We start from the raw sequence: 18253 nt of genomic DNA on the forward strand, positions 1-18253 counted from the left end.
TGAAAAGTTGGGGATTTTTTTATACGGTCATCGAGAACAACTGCGTTTGGGGAGCCTTGCGTTTCAATCTTAAATCGAAGGCCATGCAAATATTTCGTACAAATGGTTTTCCTTTTTCTGTTACCGTAAGAGCGTTGTTTTCAATTACAATAAGACCATCGGTTTCCATTTCGTGTAGTTGTCCTAATATTTCGGTTATTTCTATTAAGAAACTTTCTTTGGTATCCCACGAAGTGGTAAATTGACACATCAAATTAAGAATGTGTTTTCTTATTTTCAAATCTTCTTCGGTTAGAATATGTCCCCGAAATACAGGTAATTCATTTCGGTCAATTCGGTTGTAGTATTCTTCAATTGTTTTTTCATTTTGGGCAAAACTATACCAGCTATCACTTATCGAGGAAACTCCCAATCCATTCATTAATTTAGTTTTAGAGGAAGTATAGCCCATAAAATTGCGATGTAATTTTTTGTCTTGAAACGATTGATACATGCTGTCGGTCGCAAGAGCAAAGTGATCCATTCCTATTTCATGGTAATTATTGGCCGCCAATCGTTTTTTACCTTCTTCATACAATTGTCTTTTGGCGTCATCTTTTGGAACATCATTATCATTAAAACCGCGCTGGCCGTTGCCTTTTATCCAAGGTACATGCGCATAGCTGTAAAAGGCCAATCGATCGGGTTGCAGCGAATTTGTTTTATCAATGGTGTCAATTACATCTTCTAATGTTTGAAAAGGTAAACCAAATATTAAATCATGCCCTACAGAAGTGTAACCTATTTCTTTAGCCCAAAAAGTTACTTTGGCCACATTGTGAAAGGGTTGCATTCGGTTAATTGCTTGTTGTACCTTCTCTGAATAATCTTGCACACCATAACTTACTCTTCTAAAACCTAAATTATATAAGGTTTGCAAATGGGTTCTATTGGTGTTATTGGGGTGTCCTTCAAAACTAAATTCGTGCTTTGGGGCTTTGATAGCTCGTAAGAAAATTCCGTTGATTAGGGTTTTTAGGTTTTCTGGAGAGAAAAAAGTTGGCGTTCCACCACCCAAATGGATTTCTTTTATTAGGGGTTTGCTAGGTAATAAGATACAATACAATTCCCATTCTTTAAGTAAAGCAGTGATGTACGGATTTTCAACCTCATGTCTTTTTGTTATTCTTTTATTGCATCCGCAAAAAGTACACAGGCTTTCGCAAAATGGAAGATGAATGTATAAACTAATCCCTTCCGAATGATTACTTTCTTCAAAAGATTTAATTAAAGTGTTTTTCCAAGATTCCAATGAAAACAGGTCTTCTTCCCAATAGGGAACAGTAGGGTAGCTTGTATACCTTGGACCTGGAACATTGTATTTTTGAATTAAAGACACCGACATAACTTGGATATTTATGCCAAAATTAATTCTATATGTTGGAGTTTAAAATGATAATTGTCATAATCAAAAAAGCCCACTTTAAAGTGGGCTTTTGACTAATTATTTAAATTCTTAATTTGAATTAATTTCTCTTTCCAAGTTTGAAGTTCTTCTTTGTGTCTTTCGATATTTTTTCTCACTTCGGTAACAATAGAATTTTCTTTCTTGGCGTTTTTAGCATTTTGAAAAAACTGAATGTTGTTTTCTAATTGGAAAATTTCATTTTGTACTTCGTCAATTTTACGCATAATAAAAACACGTTCATTATCTATTTTTCTGCTATCCTCTAAATTACCTAGTTTATTAGCAAAACGCAACATGTCGTTTTCTTTTTTGCTAGAGCTTAATTTTTCGAATAAAGCATCCAATATTTTATTGAATTTACCTTCAACATGTCTTCGGTTAAAAGGAACTTTTCCAATAGCTTTCCATGCCTCAATATGCGCTTTTATGGCGTCTAAATCGGTTTTGTGATCACCAATTAATTCGAATGCTCTTAATCCTTCTAAGTATTCTTTTTTCTTTTCAAATGCAGCAACTTCTTCCGCATTTTCTTCTGATTTGCTTTCTTTTAATCTTTCGAAATAGTGATTGCAAGCACCTTTGAATTCCTTCCAAAGAACATCTGAAAATTTTCTTGGCACATGACCTACCAACTTCCATTCCTCTTGAATTTGTTTCATGATTGGAGTAGTAGCTGCAAAATCATCACTTACTTTAAGCTCGTTTGCTTTATTTACTAAAGCTTGTTTTTTGCTTAAATTATCGTTTTGGTCTTTTTTGATTTCTTTATAAAATGAATTCTTAAGTAAGTTAAAGTTTCTAACAGCAGTTTTAAATGCAGTCCATGTAGCTTCATTAACTTCAGATGGAACTTTACCTGTAGCAAAAAATTCATTTCGAAGCGCTTCAACTTTAGTAATTTGATTAAGCCAAGCTTGGTGTGTGTCTACTTTTTCTTGAGCAAGTACTTCTAATTGAGCGATAAGGCCTTTTTTCTTTTCTAAATTGTCAGTTTCTTTTGCTTTGAAACCTTCATAGTAGGCTTCTCTCTTATCGTGCATTTGTTTGGTTAAGTCGCTAAACTGTTTCCAAATTTCTTCTCTATTTTCTCTAGAAACCGGACCAATGTCTTCTTTCCAAATTCTGTGTAAATCTTGCAATTCACGGAACGATTTATTGATGTCTGTTTCGTTTACCAATTCGGCAACACGAGCTATAATTTTTTGTTTTTGCTCTAAATTATTTTTGAAATCAATGTCACGTGCTTCACGGTCTAAATGCAAGAAGTCATAGAAATTTTCAATATGAAAATGAAAATTATTCCAAACGTGGTTATATTTATCTTTTGGAATTGGACCAGCATTTTTCCATCTTTCTCTAATATCATTTAATTGTTTTAGAGAATTTGCAATATTACCTGATTGATTGTTTACTAGGTTTTTCAATTCTTCAACCAAGTTCATGCGGTTTTCTAAATTGGCCTGTAAATTATTTTGCAGCGACTTGAAATGAGCATTTTTTTTGTCTCTGTATTGATTATATAAAGTATCAAACTTAGTTTTTAAAGGAAAACTAAAATGAAACTCTTCTGTAGATTCTGGGTTTTCAGCATGAAATTCATCTTTTTTCACCTCAATAAAATGATGAAATTTTGATAAAAATGCTTTTTTTATTTCTTCAACATGCTCACGCACTGACATTACTTTTTCTGCTGCAATAAGAACTTCTAATTCTTCAACCAATTTTTCCATTGGCATTGCTTCATAATCTTGTAGTGGAATATCGTGACGACCTATTAATGTTTCGTCTTCACTTTCTTCGGCATTAGCATCTGCAATGGCATTCATAGCCACTTCACTTTCATCTGTAGCTATTTCTGTTGTTGCAGCTTCAATTACTTCTTCAATAATTGCAGTAGTTTCTTCAACTACAGGAGCAGCAACTTCAGCAATTTCTTCAATTGGCTGTTCTGCTGCTTCAACTAATTCAACTTCTTGATTTTCAGTTGAAATAGTTTCTTGAGATTCTAAATTCTCATTTCCATCTACCGCGTTTTCGTTAACTGGTAGGTTATCATTCAATTCTTCTGACATTTTTTTAAATGTGTAAGGTTATAAAATAGTCCTTTTTTGGAGGGCTAAAGATACTAAAGTATAGCTAATTTACAAAGAATTAGCCTGTCTTCTATATTTTAGTAGAGGGTAATGGAATTCTAATTTTTTATTTATTCCAAATTTTCCAAGCTTTTTCGGCTTGAAAAACGAGCATTTCATAACCGTTTTTAGTTACGGCTCCTTGTTTTTTAGCTTTCTTCAAAAACTGCGTTTCTTCTGGATTATAGATTAAATCGAAGGCAATGTGTTGTTTGCTAAAATAGTTGTAAGGTATAGGAGGGAACTCTTTTGTATTTGGACTTGTTCCTACTGGAGTACAGTTGATAATAATTTGATGATTATCAAAAGTTGTTGCGTTTATTAAGGAATAATCAATTGTGTTTGGGTTGGCTTCTCTGGATACAAAAGAATAGGTAATTCCGAGTTGGTCTAAGGCAAATGCAACAGCCTTAGCAGCTCCGCCAGTCCCTAGAATTAGGGCTTTTTTATGGTGGACTTGCAGCAAGGGTTCAAGTGATTTTTTGAATCCAAACCAATCAGAATTATAACCTTTTAAATTTCCTTTTTTGGTAAAACGTATTACATTCACCGCACCAATTTGAAAGGCTTTATCGGAAACAGTATCTAAATAGGGTATAATTGATTCTTTGTATGGAATTGTTACGTTGAGACCTTTTAGATTGGGATTGTTTTTTAAAACGCTTGGAAAATCTTCAATATTAAGGATGTCAAAATTTTCATAAGAACAATCTTCATACAAATCCTGTGCAAATTTTTCGGTGAAATATTTTTTTGAAAAAGAATATGAAATATCTTTTCCGATCAATCCGAATTTTTTATTGTTTGGTAGCATAGATTGTTATTGGAACTATATAGGAGCACCTAACTTTTTTTCCATTTTGTTCGCCAGGAGACCAAAGTGGCATTCTTTTTAATACTTCAAGAGCTGCTTTTTCTGTTCCATAACCTAATCCTCTAATTATTTTAATATCGGTTAAAGAACCATCCCGTTCCACTACAAAGCTTGCAAATATTTTTCCTCTTAATTCCGCTTCTTTCATTTCATCAGAATATTGAAAATATTTTGAAAAGTATGTTGTTAATTTATCATTACCGCCTGGGAATTCTGGTTTAACCTCTATTCCAGCTGTGTTATAAATTGTGTTTACATCTTCCTCTTTAATTATTGGAGCAGATTCAATAGCTATTGTTTCATCACCATAGTGATCACCTTTGATGTAATTAATTCGCTCTTCAATTGGTATTTCTGTAACTTCAATTTCTTTCTGAGTGTTTTTAGGATTTGATTTTTGTTTTTTGGCTTGACCAAAAGAACAAGTAATTGCTAAAAGCGCAAGAATCAGTATATTTTTTTTCATTATTATTTGTGCTTACTAATTAAGGATTGCACTTTTTTCATGCTCCAAACCGATGGATATAATTCCTTTAGTAGTGAATGATTGTTGAAATTTAATCTAAGACCATTATTTAAGTGAAAGGAGCCTTTTTCTATTTCGTTTTGTAGGTAATATAATCCAGCCAAACGATATTCTACTTCATATTCTTCAGGAAAATATTCTGAAGCTTGTAAAAGTGTAAGTATGGCGCTATCTATCTCTGACAAATTAACTAAGACATCAACCCAAAATAACCAGGTGTCGAGCTGATAATCTCCTAATTCTACTGCTTTTCTATAGCCATATTCAGCATCTTCAAGCAAATTCATGGCTTTATTAATCGTAGCAAATCGTTTCCAATACGCTTGATTTTGGTCGTCAATTGATATCGCTTTATTTACATGTTCTAAAGCTTCTTTGTATTTTTTTTGACGTACATAATAATCAGTAATAGCAATCCATCCTTTGTCTAAAAGCGGATCTTCATGCACCGTTTTATTGAAAAAAGCTAAAGCCTCCTTCAAGTTACCTAATTTTTCATGACATTTTCCAATTCGCAATAAGGCATAGGAGGTAGGATCGTCCAGTTCTATGGTTTTAGCATAACTTTCAATAGCATCTTCATAACGCTTTAAGCGTTCTAATGCTTTCCCGTTTTCCATGTGGGCTCCTACAAAATATTCGTCGATATAGGTAGCGTATTCAAATGAACGAACCGCATTTTCATAGTCCTTTATTCCATAATATAAACGCCCTATTTGATGCCATGCAATTTCAGAATAGGGGTTTTTGTCAATGTATTTTTTTAAATATTCTATAGCTTCTAGATTTTGATCTAAAAATTCAAAGCAATAAACTACATTATATATTGAAGATTGGTCATCAATTTCTTCTTCCAAACACTTTATGAAATTGACTTTTGCCATTTCTAAATTGTCCATAAAGAGATATTCCATCCCAATTAAATTGTAGATATCAGTATAATCTTCTGTAAATTGTAGGGCTTGAGTTAAAAGCTCCACCGCTTTTTCATGGTCATCTCTCTTTGAGTAGATATTGGCTTTTTGAATGTAAATTTCTTCGTTGGTAGGTTCAAGAAAATAAAGCTCATTTAGCAATTTTTCTGCTAATTCCAATTTATCTTCAAAAACCAGCATTTCAACCTGAACCAATTTTAAACCAGTAGATTTAGGATGTTGATCTAAACCAATTTTCAATGCCTTTTTGGCTAAATTGGTTTTGCCCATATCTAAATAATGCAAGATTATTTCTTCAAATTCTTCGGAATCAAAAAACAGCACCTTGTTGGTTTTCAACATGGATTCGAATTTGGATAAAGATAAGTTGTAGTCTTCTTCTTCGTGATCTAGGTGCATAACAGTTTAGTTAAAATTAACTATTATAAAAGTACCTAACTATTGTTTGGAAAAGGAAGAAATCTTAATTTGTTTTGAACAAATTAATTAACAGAAAATATAAATGAAAAAGGTAAGTTAGAAGATGGTAGCAAGAAGCTAAAGTTGCAAGTTTTTTTACCTTAAACCTTAAACTTTAAACTATTTAATACTTCGTCCAAAACCTCAAGAAGTATTTTACAACCTTCTTTTATTTCTTCTTCAGAAATAGTAAGTGGTGGTGTAATTCGGATTGCTTTCCCTTCAAATAAAAGCCAAAATAAGATCAAGCCTTTTTCTTGGCAACGCAAAATTACCTGATCTGTAATTTCTGGTTTTTCAGTCATGGCAGCAAGCATTAAGCCTCTTCCTCTTATTTCAGTAATCAAGGGATGAACAATAAGTTCTCTGAATATTTTTTCTTTTTCTAAAGATTGATTAGCATAATCTTTTTCAAGTATTTCTTGCAAAGTGGCTAAGCAGGCCGCAGCAATAACAGGATGGCCTCCAAATGTGGTAATATGTCCCAATTTAGGATCGTGACTTAGTAAATCCATGTATTTTTCATCGGCAATAAATCCTCCAACAGGCATTCCGCCGGCCATTCCTTTACCAATAATAACCACATCGGGCACAACGTTGTAATTTTCAAAACCAAATAATTTACCGGTTCTACCAAACCCCGGCTGAATTTCATCAACGATTAATAGCGCACCAACTTCTTCACATCTTTTTTTAACTTTTGCTAAAAAATCATTTTCTGGTTGAATAAATCCTGCGCCACCTTGAATGCTTTCTAAAATAATTCCAGCGGTTTTGGTAGTTATTTTTTGGATATCTTCTTCGTTGTTGAAGGTTATAAAATCAACATCCGGAATTAAGGGTCTAAATACTTGCTTGCGTTCTTCAAATCCCATCACACTCATTGAGCCCATCGTGTTTCCGTGGTAGGCATTGTGACAAGAGATTAACTGGCTTCTTCCGGTAACGCGTCTTACTAATTTCAGAGCTCCTTCACAGGCCTCTGTTCCTGAGTTTACTAAATAAACTTTGTTTAAAGTAGGAGGTAAATTTTCGACCAATAATTTGCAATATTGCACCGCCGGACTTTGAGAATATTCGCCATAAACCATTACATGCGAATATTTATCTAATTGATCTTTAATGGCTTGGTTTACTTTCGGATGTTGGTGTCCTAAAGAACATGCAGAAACTCCAGCAACAAAATCAAGGTATTTTTTATTGTTGGTGTCAAATATATACGATCCAATTGCGTGCGAAACTTCCATACCTAAAGGATAGGGAGATGTTTGTGCTTGGTATTTAATAAAATCGGTTTTCATTCAGATTTTTATCAGAGATAAAATTAGAAGGCAAATTTAGGAAATTAGCTTCAACTAAATCTTTATTAAGATTTTTTTATTAATAGTTTAAAAAGCAGTTCAAATTTTTATATTTGTGACTTGTGTCCACTAATGATAAACCCTTATGAAAAGAATAGCGTTACTTGTATTTATTGGATTTGCTTTAACAGCAAATGCTCAAACAAAAAAGTCAGTTACGAAATCCCAACAGAAAGTAATTGCAGTTGAGAAAAAAAAAGTGGTTTATCAAGTATTTACCAGATTATTTGGAAATAAAAACACAACCAATAAACCTTGGGGAACAATAGCTGAAAATGGGGTTGGAAAATTTAATGATTTTACCGATAAAGCCTTAACGGAAATTAAAAATCTTGGAGTGACTCATATTTGGTATACCGGTGTGCCGCATCATGCCTTGGTTAACGATTATACAAAATACGGAATTTCTAATGATGATCCCGAAGTGGTTAAAGGTCGCGCAGGTTCACCCTATGCGGTGAAAGATTATTACAGTGTAAACCCTGATTTGGCTGTGGATCCTTCTAAACGAATGGAAGAATTTGAAGCACTTATTGCGCGTTCCCATAAAAATGGTTTAAAAGTTATTATTGATATTGTTCCCAATCACATAGCTCGTAAATACGTTGGTTTAAACAATCCAAAGGGTGTTCGTGATTTTGGTGCCGATGATAATACCGGTGTAGAATATGATAAAAATAACAACTTTTATTACATTCCGGGGCAACCTTTTCAAGTTCCAACATCCGATTCATATAAGCCTTTAAATGGAGAAGAACATCCATTAATTGATGGAAAATTTGATGAAAATCCAGCAAAATGGACCGGTAACGGATCTCGTTTAGCAAAGCCAGATATAAACGATTGGTATGAAACCGTAAAAGTGAATTATGGTGTTCGTCCTGATGGTACTAAAGATTTTCCCGAATTACCAAAAGGATTTGATAAGAAATCATACAATGAGCATTTTGAATTCTGGAAAAATAAAGATGTTCCAAGTTCTTGGAAAAAATTTCGTGATATAGCCTTGTTCTGGACCGCCAAAGGTGTAGATGGTTTTCGATATGACATGGCCGAAATGGTGCCGTATGAATTTTGGAGTTACATGAATTCAGCTATTAAAATGAAAAATCCTGATGCTTTTTTAATGGCAGAAGTATACAATCCTAACGAATATAGAAATTACATTTACCTTGGCAAAATGGATTATTTGTATGATAAAGTAGCGACTTATGATAAGTTGAAAGAAGTAGTTCAAGGTAAATCGAGCGCTGATGGACTTACAAATATTCAAAATAGTATGGCTGATATTGAAAGTCATATGCTTCATTTTTTAGATAATCATGATGAACAAAGATTGGCGAGCCCAGAATTTGCGGGTAGTGGAGAATATGGTAAGCCATTAATGGTAGTTTCGGCTACAATTGGATCTGCTCCAACAATGTTGTATTTTGGTCAAGAAGTGGGTGAAGCTGGAAACGAAAACGGCGGTTTTGGAACACATTCAAGAACTTCTATTTTTGATTATGTAGGTGTGCCAAACCATCAAAAGTGGATGAATGGTGGTAAATTTGACGGAGGTTTATTATCTGATAAAGAAAAAGAACTTAGAGATTTTTATAAACGATTATTGAATTTCACTCTTAAAAGTGATGGGTTAATGGGGCAGTTTGAAGAGATTCAAACTATAAATAGAAAAGAAACTTTGAACTACGATGAAAGTAAATACGCTTTCGTTCGTTGGTCTGTAAAGGAAAAATTAATCATTGCAGTGAATTTTTCAAAAGATAAAGAGGCTGATATTAATCTTATTATTCCGGCAGCTATTATTACAAAATGGAAACTTAAAGACGGAATTTATAAAGTAACCGATCAATTGTATGGAGGTGTAAATCAGTTGCAAGTAGTTAAAGGAATAGGGAAAATAAAAGTTAATTTATCTTCAAGCGGAAGTTTTATTTATAAGCTATAATTAAGCTATGCAATTATCTGTAATCATCCTTAATTATAATGTGCGCTATTTTTTAGAGCAATGCGTTTTAAGTGTTCAAAAAGCACTTGAAGGAATTGATGGTGAAATAATTGTTATTGATAATAATTCTTCAGACGATAGTTGTGCCATGATGCAGCAACTTTTTCCGGAGGTGAAATTGATAGCAAACACAGAGAATTTAGGTTTTCCAAAAGGGAATAATATTGGAGTTTCTCAAGCCAAAGGAGAATACATTTGCATCCTAAATCCGGATACTATTGTTGCCGAAGACACCTTTTCCATGATTTTAAATCCAATTAATTGGACACCAGAAACCGGAATTATTGGCTGCAAATTAATAGATGGAGCCGGAAACTTTTTACCTGAAAGCAAGCGTGGAATTCCGACACCTTGGGTTTCGTTTACTAAGATTTTTGGATTGTATAAAATTTCCAATTTATTTGGCAAATATTATGCTCAGCATTTATCTAAAGATCAATCAGGGAAAGTCGAAATTCTTGTAGGAGCTTTTATGGTTATGAAACGGGATTTGTATACCAAAATTGGAGGATTTGATGAAAATTGTTTTATGTATTCCGATGATATTGATTTAAGTTACTTGGTGTTGCAAGAAGGAAAATATAATTATTATTTTCATGATACAACGGTAATTCATTTTAAAGGAGAAAGCACTGTTCGAGACGGAACTTATATGAAGCGTTTTCAAGAAGCTATGAATTTCTTTTATAGAAAACATTTTAAGGTTTCTTTTTTCTTTTCTTTTTTTATGAAAATAGGAATTGTTTTGTTTTCATTTTTCAAAAGATTCCAAGGTAATGTAACAGAAAAAATTCAGCCGGATGCTTATTTTTTAGTTACTGAAAATCCCAATAAAGAGTCGTTGATAAAGGATTTTGAAAGTAAATTTGGACCAAAATTTACAGAAGTTTTAGATCCGTCTATCAAGACCGAATTTATATTGGATTTATCCACAATTTCTTGCAAAAAAGCAATTCACTTTATGGAAGATAATAAAGGTAAAAATCACACATTTAAATTAATTTCTTCTAATGCGACTTTTATTATTGGAAGTAACAACAGTAATGATCGAGGGGAAGTACTAGTTTTAGAATAAAAAATAATAGGTAAAAATTATATAATTCTTGATTATACCTGAAAATAATCATTAATTTTGCAAACCAAACAACGATATACAACTTTAGTTTAAAGATATGGCAAAGTTCGAATTGAAATTACCCAAAATGGGAGAGAGTGTTGCAGAAGCAACAATTACCAACTGGTTAAAAAATGTGGGTGAATCTATTGCAGCTGATGAAGCAGTTCTAGAAATTGCTACAGATAAAGTAGATAGCGAAGTGCCAAGTGAAGTATCTGGGACTTTAGTTGAGATATTGTTTCAAGTTAATGATGTAGTTAAAGTAGGTCAAACTATTGCCATCATTGAAACAGAAGGTGGTAGTGCTCCAGCTGTTGAAGCTGTTGCTACCCCTGTTGCTGCCAAAGAAGAAGTTTCGGAAGAAATTATTAAAGAAGTTTCTAAGCCTATTGAAGCAGCTAAAGATGTAGATTTTTCACATTCAGATAAATTCTTTTCGCCATTAGTAAAAAATATTGCTAAAGAAGAAGGGGTTTCAATAGCTGAATTGGAAAGTATTTCAGGATCTGGAAAAGAAGGACGAGTTACTAAAGAAGATATATTAAAATATATTGAAAGCAGAAAATCTGGAGCAGTAGCTTCAACTTCTAAACCTAGTTCCCAAGAATCAAAACCTGCTAACCAAACTTCACAACCCGTTTCTGTAAATGGAGGTGATGAAATTGTGGAAATGGATAGAATGCGAAAACTTATTTCAGGATATATGGTTGCTTCTGTTCAAACTTCTGCTCATGTGCAGTCGTTTATTGAAGTGGATGTAACTAACATTGTGAAATGGAGAGATAAAGTTAAGACTGCTTTTGAAAAGCGCGAAGGAGAGAAATTGACTTTCACTCCAATTTTTATGGAAGCAGTAGCAAAAGCATTAAAAGATTTTCCAGGGATGAATATTTCTGTGGATGGCGATTTTATTATTAAAAGAAAAAATATCAATTTAGGAATGGCTGCAGCATTACCAAACGGTAATCTTATTGTTCCGGTAATTAAAAATGCAGATCAATTGAATTTGGTAGGAATGGCCAAAGCCGTTAATGACTTAGGTAACCGAGCTAAAGCCGGAAAATTAAAACCAGACGATACCCAAGGAGGTACGTATACGGTTACTAATGTTGGAACTTTTGGATCGGTGTTTGGAACGCCAATTATCAACCAACCACAAGTGGGAATTCTTGCTCTTGGAGCTATCCGTAAAGTGCCTGCAGTTATCGAAACTCCAGAAGGTGATTTTATTGGAATCCGTCAAAAGATGTTCTTATCACACAGTTACGATCACCGTGTTGTTGATGGCGCATTGGGTGGTAGCTTTGTAAAACGCGTTGCAGAATACTTGGAAGCATTTGATGCAAACAGAGAATATTAATAAATGAATTAAATATATTTTAAAAAACCCTTTCTAAAAGAAAGGGTTTTTTATTTGCAAAATAATACCCGAAAATGGATTGCCAACAAGTACAATATTTTATATTTGCTTTCAAATAATAACCAATGGAATTAAAATTAAACCGACCAATTTGTTTTTTCGATTTAGAGACCACAGGAATAGATGTTTCCAAAGATAGAATTGTAGAAATATCCATTTTTAAAGTATTTCCAAATGGAACTACCGAAAGCAAAACATGGTTAGTAAATCCTACAATTCCAATTCCGGCTCAGGCTTCTGCAGTACACGGAATTACGAATGAAAAAATTGCTAACGAGCCTACTTTTAACGAGTTGGCATCCCAAGTACATAATATGATTAAAGACTCCGATTTGGGAGGATTTAATTCCGATCGATTTGACATTCCATTATTGGCAGAAGAATTATTGAGAGCCGGACTAGATTTTGACATGAAAAATAGAGTTTCTGTTGATGTGCAAACCATTTTTCATAAAAAAGAAGAACGAACTCTGAGTGCTGCTTATAAATTTTATTGTAACGGAAGTTTAGAGAATGCCCATTCTGCCGAAGCGGATACCATGGCCACTTATGAGGTGCTTAAAGCACAATTGGATCGTTATGATGATTTACAAAACGATACCAAATGGTTATCTGAATTTACAACTAGAAAAAAATCTGTTGATTTTGCTGGATTTATTGCTTTAAATAATGAGGGAAAAGAAATATTTACTTTCGGAAAAAACAAAGGCCAGTTAGTTGAAGAAGTATTAGAAAAAGAACCCGGTTATTACGGTTGGATTCAAGGAGCCGATTTTCCTTTGTATACCAAAAAGGTGCTAACGAGCATCAAATTAAGAAAGCTAAATACCAAAGGCTAATTTAAATTAGATTTGTCCCAATATGAAAATAATTTGCATCGGTAGAAACTATGTCAAGCACATCGAAGAGCTTAATAATGATCGTCCAGACGAACCTGTTGTATTCTTAAAGCCCGATTCTTCCATTTTGCTAAAACAGCATCCGTTTGTAATTCCCGAATTTACTGACGATGTACATCATGAAGTTGAGCTACTTGTTAAAATTAATAAAGTTGGGAAGTATATTGAGCCAAAATTTGCATCTAATTATTATGATGAAATTGGATTAGGGATTGATTTTACAGCTCGCGATTTGCAAGCCAAATTAAAAGAAAAAGGATTGCCTTGGGAAAAAGCAAAGTCTTTTGATGGATCGGCAGTAATAGGAGAATTTTATCCTAAAAGTGATTCTAAATCATTAGAAGATCTCGAATTTAAATTGGTGAAAAACGGAGAAATTGTTCAACTCGGAAATACCAAACACATGATTTGGAAAATTGATGAATTGATTTCTCATGTTTCTGAATATTTTACTTTGAAAAAAGGAGATATTATTTTTACAGGAACTCCAGAAGGTGTTGCTGCGGTTAAGCCTAACGATATATTAGAAGGCTATTTAGAAGATAAAAAATCATTTAGAATCCAAGTTAAATAATGGCTATAAATTATAATCTTGCTAAAGTTTTTGCCCTTGCTGATGGCGACACCGATTTTGTATTGAAAATCGCACGAATATTTGTTGCTGAAATCCCTAAAGATTTAAAAGAATTGGAACTTGCAATTAAGGAGAAAGATCATGCGAATGCCTTTTTATTTGCTCATAAAATTAAGCCTTCCTTGGAGTTATTCGGAATGTTGATTGCACACGATGATATTATATTAATTGAATCTTGGTGTCACTTAAAAGGTAAAAGAAAAGAAATCGCTGCAACTTTTGAAAGCATAAAATTGCAAATAAATAAAGCAATTAAAGAAATAAAGAAAGATTATTCTATTTGATATAATTAAAAAATCCCCAAGTTGTACTTGGGGATTTTTTTATGTTTGATTTTTATTATTCAAATTTAACTTTAACTGTTTTGGTTTCGCCATCTCTTATAAAAACAACTTCCAACTCTTCGCCAGGAGTTATTTTAGCTAGGGCCTCCATATAACTATAAACTTCTTTAATTTCGGAAGTGCCAATTTTTGTAATCACATCTCCTTCTTTAATTCCGGCAAGTTGCGCTGGTCTGTTATCGGTAACTCCATCTACATGTAAACCATCAGGATGTTCTGTGTAATCAGGCATAATCCCCATTGTTACTTTGTATTTTGGTCTTGTTTTTCCTGCATTGTTTTTAGTTTTGATAAAAGCCACTGTTTCTAAATCGGCAATATCATTAGCAACTCTAAATACATAGTTGACAATATTTGTTACACCAGTGTAATTAATTTTGTCTTCGTCATCACTTGGCTTATGGTAATCGGTATGCGTACCCGTAAAGAAATTTAAAACCGAAATATCTTTTAAGTAAAATGAAGTGTGATCTGTTGGGCCAATTCCGCTTTCTTCTTGTGTGATATTAAATCCGGCTGGCTTATTTTTTTCAACAATATTTTTAAAATCTGCTGCGGTTCCAACACCGCCAATTAGAAGTTCTTTTTTATCATTTAATCTTCCGATCATATCCATGTTAATCATGGCTTCTACATTTGGATATTTTTCTTTCAAAGTTTCTGCCATGTGTTTAGAACCAATTAAACCGTCTTCTTCACCAGAAAATAATGCGAAAATGTAATTTACTTTTTCTGTGGTTTTGTTTTTGCTAAACATTCTAGCTAATTCTATAACTCCAGAAACTCCCGATGCATTGTCATCAGCTCCATTGTGGATTTCGCCTTTTGAATTTACTTTGGTAGAATTATTATGTTCATTTAAACCCAAATGATCATAGTGTGCACCAATTACAATTGTTTTTGCAGCTTTATTATCTAAATAGGCAATCACATTTCTACCGGTATTCGCAACACTACTTGCATTAGTTGTATCGTGCGGATTTAAACGAATGGTGTAATCAAATTTTTGAATGTAATTTTTACCATCGTATGGTTTTAAACCTAATGATTTGAATTGTTTTGTGATGTAATCTGCAGCTTTTTGTTCACCTTCAGATCCAGTTAACCTACCTTTTAATTCATCAGAAGCTAAATAAGAAATGTGTTTTTTTAATGACTCTGGTTTTGCATTTTCAGTTTCGTCTAAATCTACCCAATCTGCAATAAATACATTGGTTTCTCTTGCAGCCGTTTGTTGTCTGTTACTTGACCAAACTAATTTTTTTCCATCTGGAGAGAACATAGGGAATGCATTAAACTCGCTCTCCCATGTAATTTGTTTTAAATTAGTTCCATCAATATCAATCATATACAATTGAAAATCATAACCTCTTGTAGAATGATGGTTTGATGAAAAAATTATTTTTTTATCAGAAGGATGGAAAAAGGGAGCCCAATTTGCTTTACCCAAATGAGTAATTTGTTTAATATCTGTTCCATCTACATTGCAAGTGTAAATTTCCATTTCAGTTGGAGCCACCACATTATCATTCAATAATGCTTTGTAATCAGCAATTTCTGCAGCTGTTTTTGGGCGAGAAGAACGGAAAACTAATTTCTTGCTATCGTGTGAAAAGAAACTTCCTCCATCATAACCCAATCCGTTGGTAACTTGTTTCAAATTTGTTCCGTCAATATCCATGGTCCATAACTCTAAATCTCCAGATCGAGTAGAGGTAAACGCAATTTTCTTACCGTCAGGAGAAACTACTGCCTCAGCATCGTAACCTGGTGAATTGGTTAATTGTTTAACAATTTTACCATCTAAATCAGCCATGTAGATTTCAAATTCAGGATATACTGCCCAAAGATATTTCCCGTCACGCGGCTTTGGTGCAGGAGGACAAGCCTCATTTGCTGCAAAAGTTGAAGCATAAATAATATGCTTTCCATCTGGCATGAAATAAGAACATGTAGTTCTTCCTTTACCAGATGATATTTGTTTTAATTTATCAGTAGAGTAGGGTGTGTTTTGCAAATCCAACATATAGATTTGGTCGCAAGACATTCCCATTTTTGGATTGTTAATTTGAAGTGTAAGTAACGAGCTATTCGGACTAAAATAAGCTTCTGCATTGTCACCTCCAAAAGTTAGTTTCTGAATATTTTTAAGATTTTTTTCTTGTCCAGATGAAACTGCAGTTATAAGTGTAATGAAAATTTGTAAAAATAAAACTCGTTTATTAGTAATAAAATGCATGGTAATGAATTGTTTTGGTATTAGTGTTTTTATTTAGAAAGGGCGCTTTCAAAGTTTTCTTCCACTTTTTTCCAGTTAATTAATTTGAAGAAATTTTCGATATATTTTTTTCTATTATTTTGATAATTCAAATAATAAGCATGCTCCCATAAATCGATTCCAAGTATTGGTGTGCCTGAAATTTCAGCTCTTGGCATTAACGGATTGTCTTGATTTTGAGAATTTGTAATTTGAAGTTTACCAGATGAATCTACAACAAGCCATGCCCATCCTGATCCAAATTGTTTATTGGCAGCATCTTTAAATTGAGTTTTGAATTCATCAAATGAACCAAAATCTCTGTTTATGGCACTTGCAAGTGTATCTGCTGGGGCACCACCACCTTTTGGAGTTAGTATTTCAAAATACAAGCTGTGATTATAATATCCGCCTAGATTATTTCTTAAATTGGAATTTGATAAATCTAATTTTTTCAATAGATCTTCAATTGGAGTATTTTCAGATTCAGACTCTTTTAGCGCTTTATTTAAATTATTTGTGTAGGTTAAATATTGTCTTGAATAGTGAATTTCCATAGTTTGCGCATCTAAATTTGGTGCCAACGCATCATATGTAAATGGCATTTCTACAAGTTCAAACGCTCCCGATTCTGCTTTTACATCATCTGGAGATCCTAAAGTTAAATTTTCTTCTACTGATGGTAAAGGTACTTCTACCACTTCTGTATATTTTTTTCTTTTGCAAGCCCCTGTTGAAATAATCAATAGAGCACAAAATAAAAGGAGAGTTATTTTTTTCATGTATCTATTTTTTCTTTGCTATTGATAATATTGCTTCAATATATAATTCTTTGCATTCGTCTTCACTTAGGTGGCTTATTTGCATCCAAGCATTCATTTTAAATGCATTTCTTAAATCATAAACTGGGTAAATTCGGTTGGTAATAGTTCCGTGGGTAGACTGTTTGTATAAGGCATAAAGACGCAACTGCACATCTTGAGGTAGGGATTCTTGAGACATGCCATTAGCTAATTCAACTGCTTCTTCAAATCTTGTTTCTAAGTCTTTTTCTGACATTTATTTTGTTGCAATTATGGTTTTGTTTCCAACTGCTTTTTGGTTTAAAGTAACATTAATATTCGTTCCTAAAGGAAAATATAAATCTACTCTTGAACCAAATTTAATAAAACCGGCATCTTCACCTTGACGAACGAATGTTCCTTCTTCTGCATAGTTTACAATTCTTTTTGCTAATGCGCCTGCTATTTGACGGTATAGGATTTCTCCAAAAACTCTATTTTCAATAACTACAGTAGTTCTTTCGTTTTCAGTACTCGCCTTTGGATGCCAAGCAACTAAATATTTTCCTGGATGGTATTTGCTATATCTTACTTTTCCTCCAATTGCATATCGGGTAACATGCACATTAATAGGCGACATGAAAATAGAAACCTGAATTCGTTTATCTTTAAAATATTCTGGCTCGAAAACTTCTTCAATAACCACAACTTTACCATCAACAGGAGCATAAACATGCTGATCGTTTGGAACTAAAACACGATTCGGATTTCTAAAAAATTGTAAAATGATTACCAAAAATGCCAATAAAAAAAGCTGTACTGGTTTTAGTATCCACGGATTATCTGTTAGGTATGGAGTTCCTAATAATAAAACGGTAAAAATGAATGTGGAAATAAGAATAATCTTGGCTCCCTCTTTATGAAACATAATATAGTATGTATTTGTAATGTATTGAATTTTAATGAATTACAACTATTTTAATTTTTTTAGTGAAGGTTTTAGTGAAGTTTTTTAATTAAAAAAACATACGTTATACCCATAATTTCTATTAAAA

The 18253-nt window shown here is 33.1% G+C and carries 16 protein-coding genes; 6 read left to right on the top strand and 10 right to left on the bottom strand.

What is annotated here, in order from left to right:
* Positions 1-19 precede the first annotated feature (19 nt).
* From hemN to ABWO08_RS01915, 6 genes are all read right to left on the bottom strand, one after another.
* A complete protein-coding gene (hemN, locus tag ABWO08_RS01890; RefSeq protein WP_353083356.1) occupies positions 20-1384 on the bottom strand; it encodes an oxygen-independent coproporphyrinogen III oxidase in 1365 nt (454 codons plus the stop codon).
* Positions 1385-1479: 95 nt separating this feature from the next.
* Positions 1480-3519 carry a DUF349 domain-containing protein gene (locus tag ABWO08_RS01895; RefSeq protein WP_353083357.1) on the bottom strand — a complete coding sequence of 680 codons (2040 nt, stop codon included), beginning with the start codon at positions 3517-3519 and terminating at the stop codon, positions 1480-1482.
* Positions 3520-3646: 127 nt separating this feature from the next.
* Positions 3647-4393, bottom strand: coding sequence for a shikimate dehydrogenase family protein (locus tag ABWO08_RS01900; protein WP_353083358.1), 747 nt, complete (start codon positions 4391-4393; stop codon positions 3647-3649).
* The gene (locus tag ABWO08_RS01905; protein ID WP_353083359.1) at positions 4377-4919 is read right to left on the bottom strand and encodes an energy transducer TonB; all 543 of its coding nucleotides are present in this window, start codon (positions 4917-4919) and stop codon (positions 4377-4379) included. Before ABWO08_RS01905 ends, ABWO08_RS01900 begins: the two co-directional genes overlap by 17 nt.
* A 2-nt stretch (positions 4920-4921) precedes the next feature.
* Positions 4922-6313 carry a tetratricopeptide repeat protein gene (locus tag ABWO08_RS01910; protein WP_353083360.1) on the bottom strand — a complete coding sequence of 464 codons (1392 nt, stop codon included), beginning with the start codon at positions 6311-6313 and terminating at the stop codon, positions 4922-4924.
* 161 nt (positions 6314-6474) lie between these two features.
* A complete protein-coding gene (locus ABWO08_RS01915) occupies positions 6475-7674 on the bottom strand; it encodes an aspartate aminotransferase family protein (RefSeq protein ID WP_353083361.1) in 1200 nt (399 codons plus the stop codon).
* Between the two features lie 145 nt (positions 7675-7819).
* On the opposite strand from ABWO08_RS01915, the gene ABWO08_RS01920 reads away from it, so the two are divergent.
* From ABWO08_RS01920 to ABWO08_RS01945, 6 genes are all read left to right on the top strand, one after another.
* Positions 7820-9685: an alpha-amylase family protein gene (locus ABWO08_RS01920; RefSeq protein WP_353083362.1), complete on the top strand. Its 1866-nt coding sequence runs from the start codon at positions 7820-7822 to the stop codon at positions 9683-9685.
* Between the two features lie 7 nt (positions 9686-9692).
* Positions 9693-10820 carry a glycosyltransferase family 2 protein gene (locus tag ABWO08_RS01925; protein ID WP_353083363.1) on the top strand — a complete coding sequence of 376 codons (1128 nt, stop codon included), beginning with the start codon at positions 9693-9695 and terminating at the stop codon, positions 10818-10820.
* 97 nt (positions 10821-10917) lie between these two features.
* On the top strand, positions 10918-12222 hold the full coding sequence (locus ABWO08_RS01930; protein WP_353083364.1) for a dihydrolipoamide acetyltransferase family protein: 1305 nt from the start codon (positions 10918-10920) through the stop codon (positions 12220-12222).
* Between the two features lie 125 nt (positions 12223-12347).
* Complete coding sequence (locus ABWO08_RS01935; protein ID WP_353083365.1) at positions 12348-13121, top strand: exonuclease domain-containing protein; 774 nt, start codon at positions 12348-12350, stop codon at positions 13119-13121.
* A gap of 22 nt (positions 13122-13143) precedes the next feature.
* Positions 13144-13755, top strand: a complete 612-nt coding sequence (locus ABWO08_RS01940; protein WP_353083366.1) for a fumarylacetoacetate hydrolase family protein — start codon at positions 13144-13146, stop codon at positions 13753-13755.
* On the top strand, positions 13755-14099 hold the full coding sequence (locus ABWO08_RS01945) for an Hpt domain-containing protein (protein ID WP_353083367.1): 345 nt from the start codon (positions 13755-13757) through the stop codon (positions 14097-14099). The genes ABWO08_RS01940 and ABWO08_RS01945 overlap by 1 nt, the downstream gene beginning before the upstream one ends.
* A 55-nt stretch (positions 14100-14154) precedes the next feature.
* Here ABWO08_RS01945 and ABWO08_RS01950 read toward each other — a convergent pair whose 3' ends face one another.
* From ABWO08_RS01950 to ABWO08_RS01965, 4 genes are read right to left on the bottom strand one after another with little or no spacing between them, the layout of a single operon-like run.
* On the bottom strand, positions 14155-16398 hold the full coding sequence (locus tag ABWO08_RS01950) for a M20/M25/M40 family metallo-hydrolase (protein ID WP_353083368.1): 2244 nt from the start codon (positions 16396-16398) through the stop codon (positions 14155-14157).
* A 29-nt stretch (positions 16399-16427) separates the two neighbouring features.
* Complete coding sequence (locus ABWO08_RS01955) at positions 16428-17198, bottom strand: superoxide dismutase (RefSeq protein WP_353083369.1); 771 nt, start codon at positions 17196-17198, stop codon at positions 16428-16430.
* Between the two features lie 4 nt (positions 17199-17202).
* Positions 17203-17475, bottom strand: coding sequence for an acyl-CoA-binding protein (locus ABWO08_RS01960; protein WP_353083370.1), 273 nt, complete (start codon positions 17473-17475; stop codon positions 17203-17205).
* Positions 17476-18126, bottom strand: a complete 651-nt coding sequence (locus ABWO08_RS01965) for a phosphatidylserine decarboxylase family protein (protein ID WP_353083371.1) — start codon at positions 18124-18126, stop codon at positions 17476-17478.
* Positions 18127-18253: the final 127 nt, after the last annotated feature.

Origin of the sequence: Flavobacterium sp. (assembly GCF_040383245.1) — a bacterium.
Taxonomy (GTDB): Bacteria; Bacteroidota; Bacteroidia; order Flavobacteriales; family Flavobacteriaceae; genus Flavobacterium.

Excerpts from the sequence above, each read along its gene's own strand:
- ABWO08_RS01935 (WP_353083365.1), top strand. The coding sequence starts at position 12,348 with ATGGAATTAAAATTAAACCGACCAATTTGTTTTTTCGATTTAGAGACC.
- ABWO08_RS01965 (WP_353083371.1), bottom strand. The coding sequence starts at position 18,126 with ATGTTTCATAAAGAGGGAGCCAAGATTATTCTTATTTCCACATTCATT.
- ABWO08_RS01905 (WP_353083359.1), bottom strand. The coding sequence starts at position 4,919 with ATGAAAAAAAATATACTGATTCTTGCGCTTTTAGCAATTACTTGTTCT.
- ABWO08_RS01910 (WP_353083360.1), bottom strand. The coding sequence starts at position 6,313 with ATGCACCTAGATCACGAAGAAGAAGACTACAACTTATCTTTATCCAAA.
- ABWO08_RS01900 (WP_353083358.1), bottom strand. The coding sequence starts at position 4,393 with ATGCTACCAAACAATAAAAAATTCGGATTGATCGGAAAAGATATTTCA.
- ABWO08_RS01930 (WP_353083364.1), top strand. The coding sequence starts at position 10,918 with ATGGCAAAGTTCGAATTGAAATTACCCAAAATGGGAGAGAGTGTTGCA.
- ABWO08_RS01955 (WP_353083369.1), bottom strand. The coding sequence starts at position 17,198 with ATGAAAAAAATAACTCTCCTTTTATTTTGTGCTCTATTGATTATTTCA.
- ABWO08_RS01920 (WP_353083362.1), top strand. The coding sequence starts at position 7,820 with ATGAAAAGAATAGCGTTACTTGTATTTATTGGATTTGCTTTAACAGCA.
- hemN (WP_353083356.1), bottom strand. The coding sequence starts at position 1,384 with ATGTCGGTGTCTTTAATTCAAAAATACAATGTTCCAGGTCCAAGGTAT.
- ABWO08_RS01960 (WP_353083370.1), bottom strand. The coding sequence starts at position 17,475 with ATGTCAGAAAAAGACTTAGAAACAAGATTTGAAGAAGCAGTTGAATTA.
- ABWO08_RS01950 (WP_353083368.1), bottom strand. The coding sequence starts at position 16,398 with ATGCATTTTATTACTAATAAACGAGTTTTATTTTTACAAATTTTCATT.
- ABWO08_RS01915 (WP_353083361.1), bottom strand. The coding sequence starts at position 7,674 with ATGAAAACCGATTTTATTAAATACCAAGCACAAACATCTCCCTATCCT.
- ABWO08_RS01925 (WP_353083363.1), top strand. The coding sequence starts at position 9,693 with ATGCAATTATCTGTAATCATCCTTAATTATAATGTGCGCTATTTTTTA.
- ABWO08_RS01945 (WP_353083367.1), top strand. The coding sequence starts at position 13,755 with ATGGCTATAAATTATAATCTTGCTAAAGTTTTTGCCCTTGCTGATGGC.
- ABWO08_RS01940 (WP_353083366.1), top strand. The coding sequence starts at position 13,144 with ATGAAAATAATTTGCATCGGTAGAAACTATGTCAAGCACATCGAAGAG.
- ABWO08_RS01895 (WP_353083357.1), bottom strand. The coding sequence starts at position 3,519 with ATGTCAGAAGAATTGAATGATAACCTACCAGTTAACGAAAACGCGGTA.